The organism is Marinobacter sp. 3-2, assembly GCF_003751355.1.
Classification (GTDB): domain Bacteria; phylum Pseudomonadota; class Gammaproteobacteria; order Pseudomonadales; family Oleiphilaceae; genus Marinobacter; species Marinobacter adhaerens.
In genome coordinates, this window is the sequence record NZ_RJUQ01000003.1 from 20,118 (window position 1) to 33,888 (window position 13,771).

General features: G+C 53.5%; 16 protein-coding genes and 1 pseudogene. 9 read left to right on the top strand and 8 right to left on the bottom strand.

What is annotated here, in order from left to right:
- Nucleotides 1–10: 10 nt before the first annotated feature.
- The gene (locus EDB94_RS01360; RefSeq protein WP_108019861.1) at nt 11–886 is read right to left on the bottom strand and encodes a LysR family transcriptional regulator; all 876 of its coding nucleotides are present in this window, start codon (nt 884–886) and stop codon (nt 11–13) included.
- 104 nt (nt 887–990) lie between these two features.
- On the opposite strand from EDB94_RS01360, the gene EDB94_RS01365 reads away from it, so the two are divergent.
- From EDB94_RS01365 to EDB94_RS01375, 3 genes are read left to right on the top strand one after another with little or no spacing between them, the layout of a single operon-like run.
- Complete coding sequence (locus tag EDB94_RS01365; protein WP_108019863.1) at nt 991–1,722, top strand: SDR family NAD(P)-dependent oxidoreductase; 732 nt, start codon at nt 991–993, stop codon at nt 1,720–1,722.
- A 26-nt stretch (nt 1,723–1,748) separates the two neighbouring features.
- Nucleotides 1,749–2,333 (top strand): 2-hydroxychromene-2-carboxylate isomerase, encoded by a 585-nt coding sequence (locus tag EDB94_RS01370; RefSeq protein WP_108019865.1) that lies wholly within the window; start codon nt 1,749–1,751, stop codon nt 2,331–2,333.
- A 56-nt stretch (nt 2,334–2,389) separates the two neighbouring features.
- Nucleotides 2,390–3,586: a YbfB/YjiJ family MFS transporter gene (locus EDB94_RS01375; protein ID WP_108019867.1), complete on the top strand. Its 1,197-nt coding sequence runs from the start codon at nt 2,390–2,392 to the stop codon at nt 3,584–3,586.
- Between the two features lie 293 nt (nt 3,587–3,879).
- Here the strand turns inward: EDB94_RS01375 and EDB94_RS01380 are convergent, their stop codons facing one another.
- Together EDB94_RS01380 and EDB94_RS01385 are read right to left on the bottom strand one after the other, a co-directional pair.
- Nucleotides 3,880–4,878, bottom strand: a complete 999-nt coding sequence (locus EDB94_RS01380; RefSeq protein WP_108019869.1) for a CmcJ/NvfI family oxidoreductase — start codon at nt 4,876–4,878, stop codon at nt 3,880–3,882.
- 169 nt (nt 4,879–5,047) lie between these two features.
- Nucleotides 5,048–5,623, bottom strand: a pseudogene (locus EDB94_RS01385) (MFS transporter); the annotation flags it as partial.
- Nucleotides 5,624–5,627: 4 nt separating this feature from the next.
- On the opposite strand from EDB94_RS01385, the gene EDB94_RS01390 reads away from it, so the two are divergent.
- From EDB94_RS01390 to EDB94_RS20570, 4 genes are all read left to right on the top strand, one after another.
- On the top strand, nt 5,628–6,551 hold the full coding sequence (locus EDB94_RS01390; RefSeq protein WP_260312494.1) for a DNA-binding protein: 924 nt from the start codon (nt 5,628–5,630) through the stop codon (nt 6,549–6,551).
- A gap of 70 nt (nt 6,552–6,621) precedes the next feature.
- Nucleotides 6,622–7,011 (top strand): YkvA family protein, encoded by a 390-nt coding sequence (locus EDB94_RS01395; protein ID WP_008295667.1) that lies wholly within the window; start codon nt 6,622–6,624, stop codon nt 7,009–7,011.
- A 599-nt stretch (nt 7,012–7,610) separates the two neighbouring features.
- The gene (locus EDB94_RS01400; RefSeq protein ID WP_099619992.1) at nt 7,611–7,928 is read left to right on the top strand and encodes a DUF1778 domain-containing protein; all 318 of its coding nucleotides are present in this window, start codon (nt 7,611–7,613) and stop codon (nt 7,926–7,928) included.
- Nucleotides 7,885–8,565 carry a DUF2384 domain-containing protein gene (locus tag EDB94_RS20570; protein ID WP_146162232.1) on the top strand — a complete coding sequence of 227 codons (681 nt, stop codon included), beginning with the start codon at nt 7,885–7,887 and terminating at the stop codon, nt 8,563–8,565. The genes EDB94_RS01400 and EDB94_RS20570 overlap by 44 nt, the downstream gene beginning before the upstream one ends.
- A gap of 27 nt (nt 8,566–8,592) precedes the next feature.
- Here EDB94_RS20570 and EDB94_RS01410 read toward each other — a convergent pair whose 3' ends face one another.
- From EDB94_RS01410 to EDB94_RS01425, 4 genes are all read right to left on the bottom strand, one after another.
- Nucleotides 8,593–8,925, bottom strand: a complete 333-nt coding sequence (locus tag EDB94_RS01410) for a hypothetical protein (protein ID WP_062786883.1) — start codon at nt 8,923–8,925, stop codon at nt 8,593–8,595.
- 546 nt (nt 8,926–9,471) lie between these two features.
- Entirely contained in the window at nt 9,472–10,167 is a 696-nt protein-coding gene (locus EDB94_RS01415; protein ID WP_108019875.1) for a hypothetical protein, read from the bottom strand.
- Between the two features lie 15 nt (nt 10,168–10,182).
- Nucleotides 10,183–10,917, bottom strand: a complete 735-nt coding sequence (locus EDB94_RS01420; RefSeq protein ID WP_011786636.1) for a HupE/UreJ family protein — start codon at nt 10,915–10,917, stop codon at nt 10,183–10,185.
- 48 nt (nt 10,918–10,965) lie between these two features.
- Nucleotides 10,966–11,304 (bottom strand): hypothetical protein, encoded by a 339-nt coding sequence (locus EDB94_RS01425; RefSeq protein ID WP_223268878.1) that lies wholly within the window; start codon nt 11,302–11,304, stop codon nt 10,966–10,968.
- A gap of 125 nt (nt 11,305–11,429) precedes the next feature.
- Between EDB94_RS01425 and EDB94_RS01430 the strand changes: the two genes are divergently transcribed.
- Nucleotides 11,430–11,708 (top strand): metal-sensing transcriptional repressor, encoded by a 279-nt coding sequence (locus tag EDB94_RS01430; protein ID WP_011786634.1) that lies wholly within the window; start codon nt 11,430–11,432, stop codon nt 11,706–11,708.
- A 31-nt stretch (nt 11,709–11,739) separates the two neighbouring features.
- Here EDB94_RS01430 and dmeF read toward each other — a convergent pair whose 3' ends face one another.
- Nucleotides 11,740–12,669 (bottom strand): CDF family Co(II)/Ni(II) efflux transporter DmeF, encoded by a 930-nt coding sequence (gene dmeF / locus EDB94_RS01435; RefSeq protein ID WP_108019877.1) that lies wholly within the window; start codon nt 12,667–12,669, stop codon nt 11,740–11,742.
- A gap of 171 nt (nt 12,670–12,840) precedes the next feature.
- Between dmeF and EDB94_RS01440 the strand changes: the two genes are divergently transcribed.
- A complete protein-coding gene (locus tag EDB94_RS01440) occupies nt 12,841–13,770 on the top strand; it encodes a chromate resistance protein ChrB domain-containing protein (RefSeq protein WP_058091223.1) in 930 nt (309 codons plus the stop codon).
- The last annotated feature ends 1 nt before the right edge of the window (nt 13,771 follow it).

Here is a 13,771-nt window from a genome sequence, read left to right on the forward strand (position 1 = left end):
ATGAGGCTCCTTAATCAGGCCATCGGGCAGTTGAGGCAAAATCAACAAACCGATCAACTTCGTCCTGATTCTCGCTAACTCCCCACTCAAAACCAATCGACCGTTTTGCTGAGAGCTCTGTAAGTGGACGTTTGACGATATTGGGCGAATCGTAGTGTTCTGGAACGATCGCAATTCCAACACCCTGTTCCACCAGGGACAGTGCACGGTCATCCTGATTGGTGACGTACGCGACGTTCAGGCGCGTGCCGGTTGACTTCAACAGGTGTTGCAGCATTTGTCGATACTCACAATGTGACCGCGAGACAAATGGTTCGTTCTCCAGGTCCGCAAGCGTGAGTAACGGGGACTTGCTGAGATGATGGTGAGTGGCCATTGCGATGCTGTAGGACTCTGAAAAAAGCGGTTTCGAGTGAGTAAAACGACGACCGTTGCCAGGACGATCCGTGAGCAGAGTCAATGCCATATCGATTCGGCCGCTTTCAGCCAGTTTCTCCATTTCTTCCTTGCTCGCGTCAAACACCTGCAATCTTAATCTGCGATTTTCTCGCCGGTAAGGCTCGATCAAGCGGGCAACGTGCGAAATGGATAAAGTGTTTATCACACCTAGCCTGATCATGCGTTGTTGATCGTGGTGTTTCAGCTCGTCACGAGCCTTGTTGCATTCCTCGACAATTCGAGTCGCGCGCTCCAATAGGGTCCTTCCCGCTGGCGTCAATACAACGTTGCGCTTGTTTCGGGTGAATAGCTTGACCCCAAGCTCATCTTCCAACTTCGCAATGGATGCCGATAGAGCCGGTTGTGAAACAAAGGCTCTTCGAGCCCCGCGAGTGAAACTCTCTGATTCTGCGGCCGCCAGAAACAGTCGTAATTGCTGCAACTCCATAACATAACCATTGATTGTGATTAGGATTCATATAATCGATTTCAATTATGTTATTTGATGGGATACGCTTTTACCAGCATCGTAACGGGATAAGGGGAAGGAACATGGGCACGACCGACAAACCGATCGCGCTGGTGGTTGGAGCTGGCGACCATTTAGGGGCGGCGATCGCACGCCGATTCGCCAGGGAAGGATTCCATCTCGTGGTGACCCGTCGCCGGGGAGACCTGGAAAAGCTCTGTGTGGAAATCAGTGACCTAGGGTCCACGGCAACTGCCATTCATTCCGACGCCCGCGACGAGACGCAAGTAACTGAACTGATCAATCGAGTGGAGTCAGAGTTGGGCCCTATACGGGTGGCGATTTTCAACGTGGGTGGAAACGTCCGATTCGATCTCTGCGAAACAACCACTCGGGTGTACCAGAAGGTTTGGGAAATGTGTGCGCTGGCTGGCTTTCTGGTGGGCCGTGAGGTGGCGGCAAAGATGCTGACCCGCAACGAAGGAACCATCCTGTTCACCGGTGCATCGGCAAGCCTGAGAGGCGGGGCCGGCTTTTCAGCCTTCGCGGGTGGCAAGCACGCGTTACGGGCCCTGGCTCAAAGCATGGCGAGGGAGCTTGGACCTAAAGGAATCCACATAGGTCACGTTATTGTTGATGGACTGATACGAAATGAGGCGACCGCTGAATTTCTGCCTGATCTTTATGCCAGTAAGGGGGAGGGTGGCATCATCGAGCCCGATGATCTCGCCGACATTTACTGGCATCTCCATACACAGCCCCGGTCAGCCTGGACATTCGAGCAGGATGCGCGGCCATTTTCTGAGTCCTGGTAGATCCTTTCCAACAAGAGGTAATCACGATGAGTACGAACATCGATTTTTATTACGATTTCATAAGCCCCGCGTCCTATTTCGCATGGATGCGATTGAAGGAACTCACTGAGGGAACCGGCGCCCGTATCAATTACAAGCCGATTCTTCTCGGGGGCATTCTCAAGGCCACTGGCAATACCTCTCCGGTAACCGTTCCAGCCAAATGGGAATGGATCAAATCCGATTTTCAACGCCATGCCGATCACTACGGCATTCCGTTCCAGTTAAATCCGCACTTTATTTTCAGCACGGTCAATGCAATGAGAGGGGCGCTCTGGGCGCTATCTAACGGTCGGATCGAATCCTACAACCAGGCGATGTTCTCAGCCGCATGGGCCCAGGGTGAGGACCTTTCATCCCCGGATGCATTGAGGGAGATCTTAACCAACGCTGGCTTTGATTCGGAACAGGCAGCGAACGCAATGGCGCAACCCGAGATAAAAACTGAGCTGATCGAGGCGACGGATGACGCCGCCAAGAGGGGCGTGTTCGGAGCTCCCACCTTCTTCGTCAACGATGAAATGTTCTTCGGCCAGGACCGTATGGACTGGGTCAAGCGGGCGCTTGGCTAACCTGAGCTGTCTTCCGCGCCAACACCAATGTCACTTTCGTCACTCCTGAGGTATCTATGAACGACCCCATTCAACGCTGCAAGGTTTTAACCGCAGGGGTGCTCAACCTGATATTGGTAATGGGTATCGCCCGTTTTGCGTACACACCTTTGCTGCCGGCCATGCAGGAACAGACCGATTTGGGAGCGGCGGAAGGAGGTTGGCTTGCAGCGATTAACTATCTCGGGTACCTCGTGGGTGCGGTGGTTGCTTCTGTGATCAGTGACCTGGAACTAAAAGACCGCCTCTATCGCATCGGGTTGGTGGCTGCGGTCGTGACGACAGCCGGTATGGGACTGACTGAGAACCTGTGGCTCTGGGCAATCTTACGTTTTTTTGCGGGTCTGAGCTGTGCCGCTGGAATGTTGATTGGCTCAGGATTGGTCCTGAACTGGTTGATGCGAAACAATCACCGCGGTGAGCTCGGCATTCAGTTCAGCGGCGTTGGTTTGGGAATGGCGTTGTGTGCCGTTGCCGTCGAGGTAATGAATACCGTGTTTGACTGGCGCGAGCAATGGTTCGTGTTGACCGCCATAGGCGCTTTGATTCTTATCCCGGCCTGGGTATGGTTGCCAAGGCCAGAGTCGATACCCAGTGGTGTGAATCGCAAAACCATGGAGGACTCCCCGCCAGGTGCCATCTTCATGAGGCTTGTGACGGCAGCTTACTTTTGCGCCGGCGTTGGTTATGTTGTCAGCGCAACTTTTATCGTTGCAATTGTTGATGAGCTTCCAGGACTGGAAGGCAAGGGTGTCTGGGCTTTTCTTGTCATGGGGCTGGCAGCTGCGCCAAGCGCTATCCTTTGGGATCTGGTCGCGCGTCGGTTTGGGAATATGAACGCGTTGATCGCTGCAAGCCTGCTTCAGGCTGTGGGTATTCTATTACCGGTCATCGAACCGAGCCTAATGTTGACGATGCTGGGCGCCATCCTTTTTGGGGGAACCTTTGTGGGCATTGTCTGCCTTGTCCTGACGATGGCCGGGCGCTTCTATCCCTCCCGGCCGGCGAAATTCATGGGTAAAATGACAATCTCTTTCGGAATTGCGCAGATCGTTGCACCGGCGTTTACCGGTATTCTGCGTGAGCACAACGGGGACTACGCCGTGGGACTGTATACGGCATCTGCGACGATGTTGGTCGGCAGCGTTCTGTTGCTCATGGCAAAAAGTCGGGAGGTTGGTGAAACGCCAACCCCCGAGGCTGTCAATCGATGAAAGGCGAATTGTTATTTGTGTGGTGTTGTTCATTGGCATAATGCAGCCAGGCATTGAATCCCACTAGCGCCATTACGATGAGTGTTCATACCGGTGGCTTGGTTTGTAGAGGCAGTACCGACTGCTGGGACACCGGGCTGGAGGTGAACGTAAACCGCAACAACCATAATAATTCCGGTTAAGGCTGTTGAACCGAAAAACAAACGGTCCGCTAGTGATGTCGCTGATACCCGATGCTGCTATGTCTGCCCAATGACCCGACGGCCAGTTTATTCGGATGAAATGTTGGTGATTTAGTCGTAGATGACGACGCAGCGCACTTCGATACTTTGGCGATCCGGCGCACCGTAAGGTGTGGCTGGATCTTCGAACGCGCTATGGAAGCTGAAAGTGGACGGCGATCGCGGATCACTCGCATCCGCCTGCTTGCCGTCAGATCTCGCCAGTGGCCCCGCCGAATCCCATTGTTTAATCAGTAGCGCTTCGTCCCCCGTCATTTCCGGGAAGTAGTACCAGTGATGGCGCTCGGCGTGTTTTGCAAAATAGTTTTCCCCGAGACGGTCCTGATAGTGAATTTCAAATACGACCAGGTCTTCCGGGTTGACTGTCTGGCTATCGCATAGTGCCAGGGGATGTGTGGCCACCGGCTCGCTGGATATATTTCGCCACAGGTTGATAATCGCAAAACGGCCACCTTCTGCGAGCGCACGCTCGACCGTGTCATTGGAGATCAATGACTCTTTGTCGCCAAGAACACTGCGCAGAGTGTCATTGCTGCCGGGAGGGTTCGTCAGGTCGCGCAAGCGCTGGGGGGCACTGGTGAGCGTATAATCGCCATGCACCAGATGCAAAGGCTCCTGCACTTGCTGTCCGCCTGATATCTGTTTTCCGCTTTGTTTTCCGAGCACCGAGCGGACATTGTGGTCGAAGGCAAATGCACGGCCACCGGTCGCTTCCTCTATGATTTTCGCGCATTCCGGGTAGTAGCATTGAACGATCTGTTGCTGATCCAGAAAATCCAGACCAGGTTGTGCGAGCGGCCGGGTCAGCAACTCGAATCCGTTGGCGGCAAGGCTAAGACGCTGATTGCCTGAAAAAACGCGACCGTTGTGAACCTTCTTTTCCTGCTTGTCGTGCACCACTCCCTGCATTTCGCTGTCGTTTCCGCCCGTATCCCTGCGTATCAACACCTTGCCATTTCGGTAGAGTGATGACTCGGTGGATTTATCCAGATAATTAAAAAAGCCCAGGCTGTGGTCGCGGTTATGCGTATTCGCTTTCGGTGTGCTCATCGATGGTGCCTCTCTCAATTAAATAACGAGTGTCTGCGGAAACATCTTGCACGGGGCAAAGCCAGAACTGAAACTCTGAAACCATATTCCTGCTATTCATATACGTGATAATGACATCGTAGACTGAAAGCTGGATATTGGGCCTCCCTTTCGGGAAGCCATTCAGAGATCAGGCGGTAGCCGTTTCGTGGTTATCCAGAGTGGCGGAAATGCGGGTCAGAAGCAGCGCACTGAGAACAATCACGCCGCCAATCCAGGGTGTGTTCATTAGCCCCATGTCGGCTACTACATGGCCGCCGAGCCAAGCGCCGACGGCAATACCAATGTTGAAGGCCGCGATGTTCAGGCCGGAAGCAACATCTACGGAATGCGGAGTGTAACGCTCAGCCAGTTGGACCACATACACCTGCAAGCCCGGTACATTGCCGAAGGCAAAAGCACCCCAAACCAGCAGGGTGATAACGGCTGTAACCGGATTGTAAGCGCTGAAGGTCAGTACGAACAGGATGGCCGCCAGGCCGCCAAAAACGATGTACAGCGCTGTGGTTGGCCCGAAACGATCGGCCAGCTTACCGCCCCAGATATTGCCAGCGGCCACAGACACGCCGTAGACGAGCAGCAGGAGGCTGACCATGCCGGAGGCAAAACCGGTAACGTCTTCGAGGATCGGGGTCAGGTAGGTGAATGCCGTGAATGTACCGCCGTACCCAATGGCGGTCATCGCGTACACCAGCAGCAGTCTCGGGCCAATGCTGAAACGTTGGAAAACAGGCAGCGAAGCCGCAGCGGATCTGAACGGACTCCCGGCTGACTTGGTGGCCGCCGTGAAAGCCCTGCATGAGCGAGCTCAATACGCGGCCGATGAACGTATTACGCAGGAGCGCGAAGCGCACCAGACGCTGGAACAGCAATGGCGCACCGAGCTGGAAGAGGTGCGGCAGCGGTGCGAGTCACTGGAAGAGCAACGCTGCGGGCTGGAGAAGGCCAATGAAGCGCTTCGCAACGAAAGCGATGCCCAGGCCCACGCTCTGCAACAGGAACAGCACCGGGCGGCCTCACTCACGTCCAAACTGGAGGCAAGTCAGGAGAAACTCAGTGAGACCACTGCAACCGTCCAAGAGATGAAGCAGGAAAACCGCGATATCCGCAGCCATTTCGAGCACTACCAGCAGGAGATTGCCGAGGATCGCCGTCATGAACGGGACCAGTTCCACAGGACCCAGTCAGGGCTGGAGGGTCAGGTGGATCAGCTGACGCAGCAGCTCCGCTCCAGCGAACAGGACCGCGACACGCTGAGACAACATCGCGACCAAATAAACCAGCGCTATGAGGCCAGTCAGGATCACGCTGAAAACTTGAAAGAAAAGTTGCACGCGAGCCAGGCCGTCATAACACAATGGGCAACGCGAACAGAAACGCTGGAAGCGACAGTCGACCGCCTCCAGCTGGAGCGAGATAGCGACGCCGAACACCGGGAGAAGCTTGGTGCGGCCCTAACGGATTCTGAAAAACATCTCGCGGCCTGCCAGCAGCGGATCTCCGACCTCAGAGAGCGCGTGGCAGCGGCTGACGACCGAAACCAGTTCCTCAACGATCAGAATCGCGAATTACTGCAGGAAAAAGCTGTCCTCCAGGGTCAGTTGAAACAACTACAAACAAGCCTGGCTAAATAGCCCGCTATTGTCTCGGCCTGATCATCCCTGAGAGTTGCGAGTAATGCCAATCGCGCAAGGAGAAGTTTAGATGTCTACCGTGACCTTTGGCAGGCTGCGAGCTGCGGCAAAACGCATTCAGCATGATGCGCTGACGGTTTATTTTGTGGCGCGAGACTCGAATACCCCCATAGTCGTTCGGCTGCTTGCGCTCGCAATCGCAGCGTACGCCATGAGTCCAATTGATCTCATTCCGGACTTCATACCGATCCTGGGCTATCTTGACGACATTATCTTGGTCCCGCTGGGCATCGTCCTTGTCATCAAGCTGACGCCATCGAATGTGATAGAAGCGAGTCGCTCGAAAGCAGCTAAAGTGGCAACCAAGCCGATCAGCCACGTTGCGGCCGCAGTCGTTATTGGCACATGGCTTTTATGTGCCGCGGCTTTTGGCTACTGGGTGTGGGAATACGGCAGGTAACGCATCGTCTGCACGCGATGAAATAGTTAATTTAGGGCTTGTAAAACAGATGGTTAATGCGCTTTTTGGAGGATTTCGTCAGAATCGTTGCCGACCCTCAGAATGAGCAAACGAGTGGAAATATCCACTGATATCTTTCGTTCTTCCATCTTGCGTTTGTTGCGTGACCTGGTTTCGATCCGGCGCTGCCATGAGAACCGGAACATAGCGTTCGATAGATTCCTGAGGGCATAAAAAAAGCCGCAATTAAGCGACTTGGTGAGAATGAAACAGGCACAAAAAAGCCCGATCACTCTGCGAGTATCGAGCTTGGGTGTACCTCTTCCATCTTGGGAAATTATCCCCGGATTATTCGCATGGAGTCAATACCGGTGAAGAAGTCCCAACATAACAATCTTACCCTCTTTTTGTGACATAGGGCCAGGAGCGCGGCCTATCATTCAAATAATAAATGGCTTCTTGCGCTGTACGGTAAATTTCCGTACAATTCATGTGTGTCTTTCAAAGGCACGGGAGAAAGAGAGAAATATTGTCTAACACAATAACGGGGAGATGCTGAGGAAAACTCTTTTAAAGAGAAATTCCCAGCAGATGAAAAAATGCAGCATAAAGTCGCAAGGCTGGACCTACGATTGGATCCAGACATCAAGAACCTTGCGGCGCGGGCTTCTGCTTTAGTGGGCTCGAAAACTTTGAGCGATTTTGTAGTGCAAGCAATTCGCGAAAAGGCCAGTCGAGCAATCGAGGAAGCAGAAGTTGTGCGGTTGAACAGCGAGGCCTTTGCTGCCTTTAAGGCGACATGCGAGTCACCAGAGACAGCAAATGAAGCGTTGTCAGCAGCCATGCGCCGCCGACATAAACGGAAACAGGAAAGTGCTTTTTATAGAAGAACTGAACAAGAAACTTCACGACCGTAAAACGTTTGATTGCGGGCTTGCTGACGTCAATGAGTTCCTGAAAAAGCGGGCGAGTCAGCAAGCCCAGCAATCCATCAATCGAACCTGGGTGGCTCTCGATGATGAAATGGTGGACCGCCATCCAGCGCCAATAGTTGGGTTTTACACTCTAACCAGTTGTACGGTGGCTCATACAGACATCCAGGGAAACTATCCCCACTACCCATTACCCGCTTTTAAGTTAGCCTGGTTCGGTGTTCATAATGAATATCAGGGCACTCCAATGCGCGTTGGTGAAGAACTGCTAGTAGAGGCACTGCTTCAGTCCTGGGAGCTTTTTACCCACACTCAACTAGGTGTTGCCGTAGTCGTTGACCCGTTAACCCAGAAAAGTGAAGACTTTTTCCGGAAATACGATTTTCAGGAAATTGGGCGCTCGTTCCATGGTCAAGAAACCCTCTATTTGCCGATGAGAAAAATCCGGCAGATGATTGAAGCGGATCTGCTCCTGGGGGCCGAGGAAAAATTTGGTTCCAGAACGAAAGCTGAGCGTTGGTTTGATACACCTGATTCGCTGTTCGGTGGCCTGTCGCCCCGAAAGATGATTGATCTCGTCGGTGGCGTCGGGACTCTGGAAGATGCGATCTATGAGAGCTGAAGGCGGCGCCTCAGCTCTGATTCTTATTTACAGATCAGTTTCAGCTTCAAGAGCTGTTTTTACGCTCTCGGGGGAAATAACATGCTCAGCGTCTGGATCAAGTTTCGAAACCAGATTGTGTACCAGTTTTTCCCCCCACTTGGCCACGTGATCTCCTGTGTCACAGACGACATGGCCCGCGTACCAGCCGGCAATGGCAGTTGCCAGAGCCATTGAGCCAGAACCTTTCGTGCCCCAGTAAAGGCCGCCATCGTATTGAAACTGGTCGTAGCGAGTCGGAAGTTGTTCGATTGGACCTCGGTGCTCCATTAAGGCTACACGGGCACCATTGAAAAATTTAAGGTGAACTGCCTGGCTCATAATCAGATTTCCGTTTAGTGGCACAATGAATTTAGAGTATGCTTAATTTATCATTTAAAAACAATGATTTAACTTATGCGCAGTGTTGTTGTTCATCGAACTAGCCAGCCTCAATAACTCTTTCTGAAACAATGGCCTTATTGGCCAGCGGCTTGGCCTGGTTCACCAGATACTTCATACAGCATGAAAATCGTGCTTCTCATGAACCTCCTCGGCCAGAGGAGCTTTGGTTGCTGCTAAACAAAAGCGGACATTTGCAGCTCTCAGCTTCGAATCGGCTTTCGATTCAATTTTGAAGGCTGGTACCGCTTAATCGGATGCACTAACGATAAAGTGGAATAACTATTCCGACCCGGCGATCACCGATGATATGGAAAATTATGAATAACGCGGTATTTCAGTAGCCTAATTAATTGCTGTATGCATGACATTCATGAGCTGATTCATAACCTCTGGTTTTGCTCCATTTCATGAACCTTCGCTTCTTCTCGCAGCCGGCCATTGTCTGACCGGCTCCAAAAAAAATTGCAATTTATGCCTGCGTGATCAAAGCATTTTCTTCAGTTGTCCGTAGTCTCCACCGGTACGAAGGACGAGAGTAATGTCATTGTCATTCCGGTTTCTGAAGAACCAGCCATGGTTGCCGGTAAAAGCGGCTTCCAGTTGGCCTTCGTCTTCCGGTACGCCCCGGCCTTTCTCGTATGAAATTGACTGGCCGCCTCCATCGCCATGGGTATCAAAGTTGATTGGGCCACCCTCGGATACCCAAGAGAAGCGAGCCACAGCACCTTCTTCCATGGTGAGCTTAAACTCAGTACCTTCGCCAGGCGTAAGAACCACTCGCACTTCGTCCTGCCATTGTGTTTCTGCAGGTGCTGGTTCTGATGCTTGTTGTTCTTGCACGGCCGCAGGTTCTGGTTCTGGCTCTGGGGCAGCTTCCTGAGCGGGTTCTTCGGCTTCAGGCTGTACTGCTTCGGTTTCCTGCTGATCGCTAGAGGATTGCACGGCAACCATCTGTGCCTCCTCGTCAGCGGCAGCTTCATCAGCCAGTTGTTCCTTGATTTCGCCCATTTCGGTCAACCCCAGCAATCTGCCGGCACCGGTCGGGTCCAGGGCGTACTCGGCGGGCATGACCACGGTCACCAGCAGAATCAGCGCCACAATAGCTGCGATGATGGTTGATCGAATAAGTTTGGCAGTGCTGGGCAGTTCTTCACGGTTGGGTATATCGGTGTTGTACATAGCAAATCTCCAGAATCAGGCGACAAAGTAACCCGTGAGCTGATAGCCAAAGAGCAGGAAACCTGCACTCATCATGGCAACGTTGGCTGTATAGGCGTGGCGGAAAAAGCCGTCGGTTTTACGCCAGAAGCTGATGGCAATCAGGATCATGGCTAGGGCGATCAACTGTCCGATTTCCACGCCCACGTTGAAGGCGAGGAGGTTCGGAATCAGGCCGTCCGGCGAGATGTCGTATTCGATGATCTTGGTGGACAGGCCGAAACCATGGAAGAACCCGAAAATCAACGTGGCGGCCTTGGTGTTGGGCTGGAAGCCAAACCACCGCTGGTAGGCACCGATGTTGTCCAGTGCCTTATAGACGATGGACAGGCCGATAATCGCATCAATGATGTAGCTGTTGATGCCCACATTGAAGTACACCCCCAGCAGCATTGTGGTGGAATGCCCCAGGGCAAACAGGCTCACGTAGATCGCGATGTGCTTCATTTGGTAAAGAAAGAAAATGACACCCAGCAGGAACAGCAGGTGGTCATAGCCGGTGACCATGTGTTTGGCCCCCAGATAGATGAACGCAATAAGGTTTATCCCGGTAATTTCCTGGATGTAGCCCCTGTCGCCCTGAGCGACTGCGTGGGCAAGCACATCGGTACTCATACCCAGAAAGCCCAGGGTCAGAAATGTCCAGAACAGACGACTGCCTGTGCCCGTTGAGGGCACACCACGGCAACCGCCAAGCAAGCTTGACAACATAAAGACTCCAATTGAATTTGTTTTCTCGGGCCACGTAAGCGGCAAGAATCAAGCGGGAATAGAGGCTTTTGGAGGGCGTTCAAGCCGATAGCGCAAACTGCGGGGAGAACCTCCGGCAAAGGGCACGGGCTGCCGGAGAACGGTCAGGCTTTGGGAAACAAACGGAACCCTGAGCTGGTCCACGGTCTCGTGAGTATGATTGCCAGCATCATGATGCACTGAGGATGTCTCTGGCTCTTCGTCAAAATCGTGGGTGTGTCCATGCGCACCATAACTGCCTGGGTGGCCGTCAGGCTGCGATTCCCAATCGCCTGCCAAGTTGGCCACACCGTGAGAGAATGACTCGCCAATCACCGACAGCGACAGGCCCGCCAATGCGAACAGCATGACGAGCGTCGGAAGCAGTTTTCTTTGATGGAGGGCCGAAATCATCAGTCTCAATGGTCGAGTCGGTGGTTGGATTTCAACGAAGCAAGAGGATACCATCCCCCCACGGGGGATAGGAATTAAACATGATAAATGATCACACGCATCAATCGCATCCGAATATCATCAAACGCCTTAAGCGGGCCAACGGCCATCTTGAAAGCGTGATTGGCATGATGGATCAGGGGAAGCCCTGCCTGGAGCTGGCACAGCAGCTTCACGCTGTGGAAAAGGCCATCCAGCAGGCCAAGCGCGTCTTGGTACAGGACCACATTGAACACTGCCTGGACGATGCCATCGGACCGCTGGAGCCGGAGCAGCAGCGGCGCGTCGACGAGTTCAAAGCAATCGCCCGTTATCTTTGATCTCGTTACTCTCTAATTTGCGTTCTCTCCGTTAATCACAGCGAAGAGGTTCCACCGTCACGTGGACCAGGGACTGGCAGTGTGCCTGAATGCGCTCCTTATAAACTGCGGGCGACTCGGGCTGATGCGAGACGACTGAGACAATAGCGGCATGAATGTTTGGGCCTATTGCCCACACATGCAGATCACTGACTTTGGCATCGTCGTCTTCGACGGCCTCTTTAACAGCGTCCTCCATGTCCTGATGTTGCTCGTCGAGAAGGATTTTTGAGGTGTCTCTTAAAAGTTGCCAGGACCAACGGGTTACCAGAATCGCACCGATAATCCCCATCATCGGGTCCATCCAGTTCCACCCGGCATATTTACCCGCCAGAAGGGCAGCAATGGCAAGGACTGACGTCAACGCATCTGCAAGCACATGCAGGTAAGCGGCCCGTCGGTTGTGGTCATGGTGATGATGGTGGTGACCGTGATTATGCCCGTGACTGTGACCATGGTCATGACCTGCATCCCCCAGTATCCACGCTGACACCCCGTTGACCACCAGGCCTATGATGGCCACAAATATGGCCCCATCGAAAGAAATGGGGACGGGCTGGATAAAACGCCCAACACTCTCGATGACCATGTAGAGCGCAAAGACAGCCAGCAGAATGGCTCCGGTAAAGCCGCCCAGCGCATTGACCTTCCCCGTCCCGAAAGAGAATCGGGCGTTGCCTGCGTTTTTCCTGGCGTATGCATAGGCGAAGGCGGCAATACCCAGGGCCACCGCGTGCGACCCCATGTGCAGCCCATCGGCCAGCAAGGCCATCGAGCCATAAACGATCCCGGCCAGGATTTCCCAGACCATCATCGCCAGCGTTAGGCCCACCACGATGAGCGTTCGGATTTCTCCGGGGCGCTTCCGATCCTGGCCAAAGACATGCTTATGTTGCCAATGATCGAGTCGTTCGTGGTGCATCACAGTGTTCCTAGCGTGGCTGATGATTTGGTAAGTCTGGGGTCAAAACCAGCTTTTAACCTATCCCCCGTGGGGGGATATATGAGAATGCTACTGTAGTCAGATGGCCATCACAACCGTTCAGCCATAAAAGTGTTGTGATTGCTACAAACACGTAGTAGATTCTACAGAATGTCATGGCTTCTACTGATTCTGTCACTTCCTACAGAAAATGCGACGGTGCGTATGCGGGCCTGGCGCTCTATTAAGGCATGGGGCGCGGCTTCACTTCGCGACGGCGTCTATTTACTGCCAGCTCACCCCGATCACGTCGAGAAGTTGGAGGCTGTGGCCCATGACGTGCGTGAAGCCGGCGGTGTCGCCCATGTTGTACCCACTGACGGCCCGGATGCTCATGAATTCCCCGCTTTATTCGATCGTGCGGACGACTATGAGGCCTTGCACTCGGACATCGCAGAACTACGGGCAACGCTGCTGCCAGAATCGGCCATGGAGGTTATTAGGGAGACCCGGAAACTGCGTAAGCGCTTCACGCGCGTGTCACAGATTGATTTTTTTCCAGGTGCTGCCCGTGAACGGGTCGATCGGGCGTTGCAGGAACTGGAAACCGACGCAAATCGGGTGCTGTCGCCTGATGAGCCGCTACCTGTTTCAGGCACGGTCGCTCTCCTCAACCGTGCCGACTACCTGGGAAGGGTATGGGCAACTCGTCGCCGACCGTGGGTGGACCGCCTGGCCAGCGCCTGGTTGATTAAGCGATTCATCGATCCGGAAGCGAATTTTCTATGGTTAAGCTCTCCAGCTGATTGCCCTGATCACGCGCTGGGTTTTGATTTCGATGGAGCGGCCTTCACCCATGTAGCTGACAAGGTCACCTTTGAAACGTTGCTGGCGAGCTTTGGCCTGCGCCAGGTGGCACTGCAGCGGATCGCGGAACTGGTGCATTACCTCGATGTTGGCGGCCATCAGCCACCGGCGGCCACTGGAGTTGAATGCGTATTGATGGGCTTTCGCGAGTCTCATCATAACGATGATCAGCTGTTACTGGCTGCCAATCAGGTGTTCGACAGTTTGTACACAACCTATACGAAGGGGAAGTAAG

Excerpts from the sequence above, each read along its gene's own strand:
- EDB94_RS01360 (WP_108019861.1), bottom strand. The coding sequence starts at position 886 with ATGGAGTTGCAGCAATTACGACTGTTTCTGGCGGCCGCAGAATCAGAG.
- EDB94_RS01365 (WP_108019863.1), top strand. The coding sequence starts at position 991 with ATGGGCACGACCGACAAACCGATCGCGCTGGTGGTTGGAGCTGGCGAC.
- EDB94_RS01370 (WP_108019865.1), top strand. The coding sequence starts at position 1,749 with ATGAGTACGAACATCGATTTTTATTACGATTTCATAAGCCCCGCGTCC.
- EDB94_RS01375 (WP_108019867.1), top strand. The coding sequence starts at position 2,390 with ATGAACGACCCCATTCAACGCTGCAAGGTTTTAACCGCAGGGGTGCTC.
- EDB94_RS01380 (WP_108019869.1), bottom strand. The coding sequence starts at position 4,878 with ATGAGCACACCGAAAGCGAATACGCATAACCGCGACCACAGCCTGGGC.
- EDB94_RS01390 (WP_260312494.1), top strand. The coding sequence starts at position 5,628 with ATGCTGAAACGTTGGAAAACAGGCAGCGAAGCCGCAGCGGATCTGAAC.
- EDB94_RS01395 (WP_008295667.1), top strand. The coding sequence starts at position 6,622 with ATGTCTACCGTGACCTTTGGCAGGCTGCGAGCTGCGGCAAAACGCATT.
- EDB94_RS01400 (WP_099619992.1), top strand. The coding sequence starts at position 7,611 with ATGCAGCATAAAGTCGCAAGGCTGGACCTACGATTGGATCCAGACATC.
- EDB94_RS01410 (WP_062786883.1), bottom strand. The coding sequence starts at position 8,925 with ATGAGCCAGGCAGTTCACCTTAAATTTTTCAATGGTGCCCGTGTAGCC.
- EDB94_RS01415 (WP_108019875.1), bottom strand. The coding sequence starts at position 10,167 with ATGTACAACACCGATATACCCAACCGTGAAGAACTGCCCAGCACTGCC.
- EDB94_RS01420 (WP_011786636.1), bottom strand. The coding sequence starts at position 10,917 with ATGTTGTCAAGCTTGCTTGGCGGTTGCCGTGGTGTGCCCTCAACGGGC.
- EDB94_RS01425 (WP_223268878.1), bottom strand. The coding sequence starts at position 11,304 with ATGCTGTTCGCATTGGCGGGCCTGTCGCTGTCGGTGATTGGCGAGTCA.
- EDB94_RS01430 (WP_011786634.1), top strand. The coding sequence starts at position 11,430 with ATGATAAATGATCACACGCATCAATCGCATCCGAATATCATCAAACGC.
- dmeF (WP_108019877.1), bottom strand. The coding sequence starts at position 12,669 with ATGCACCACGAACGACTCGATCATTGGCAACATAAGCATGTCTTTGGC.
- EDB94_RS01440 (WP_058091223.1), top strand. The coding sequence starts at position 12,841 with ATGTCATGGCTTCTACTGATTCTGTCACTTCCTACAGAAAATGCGACG.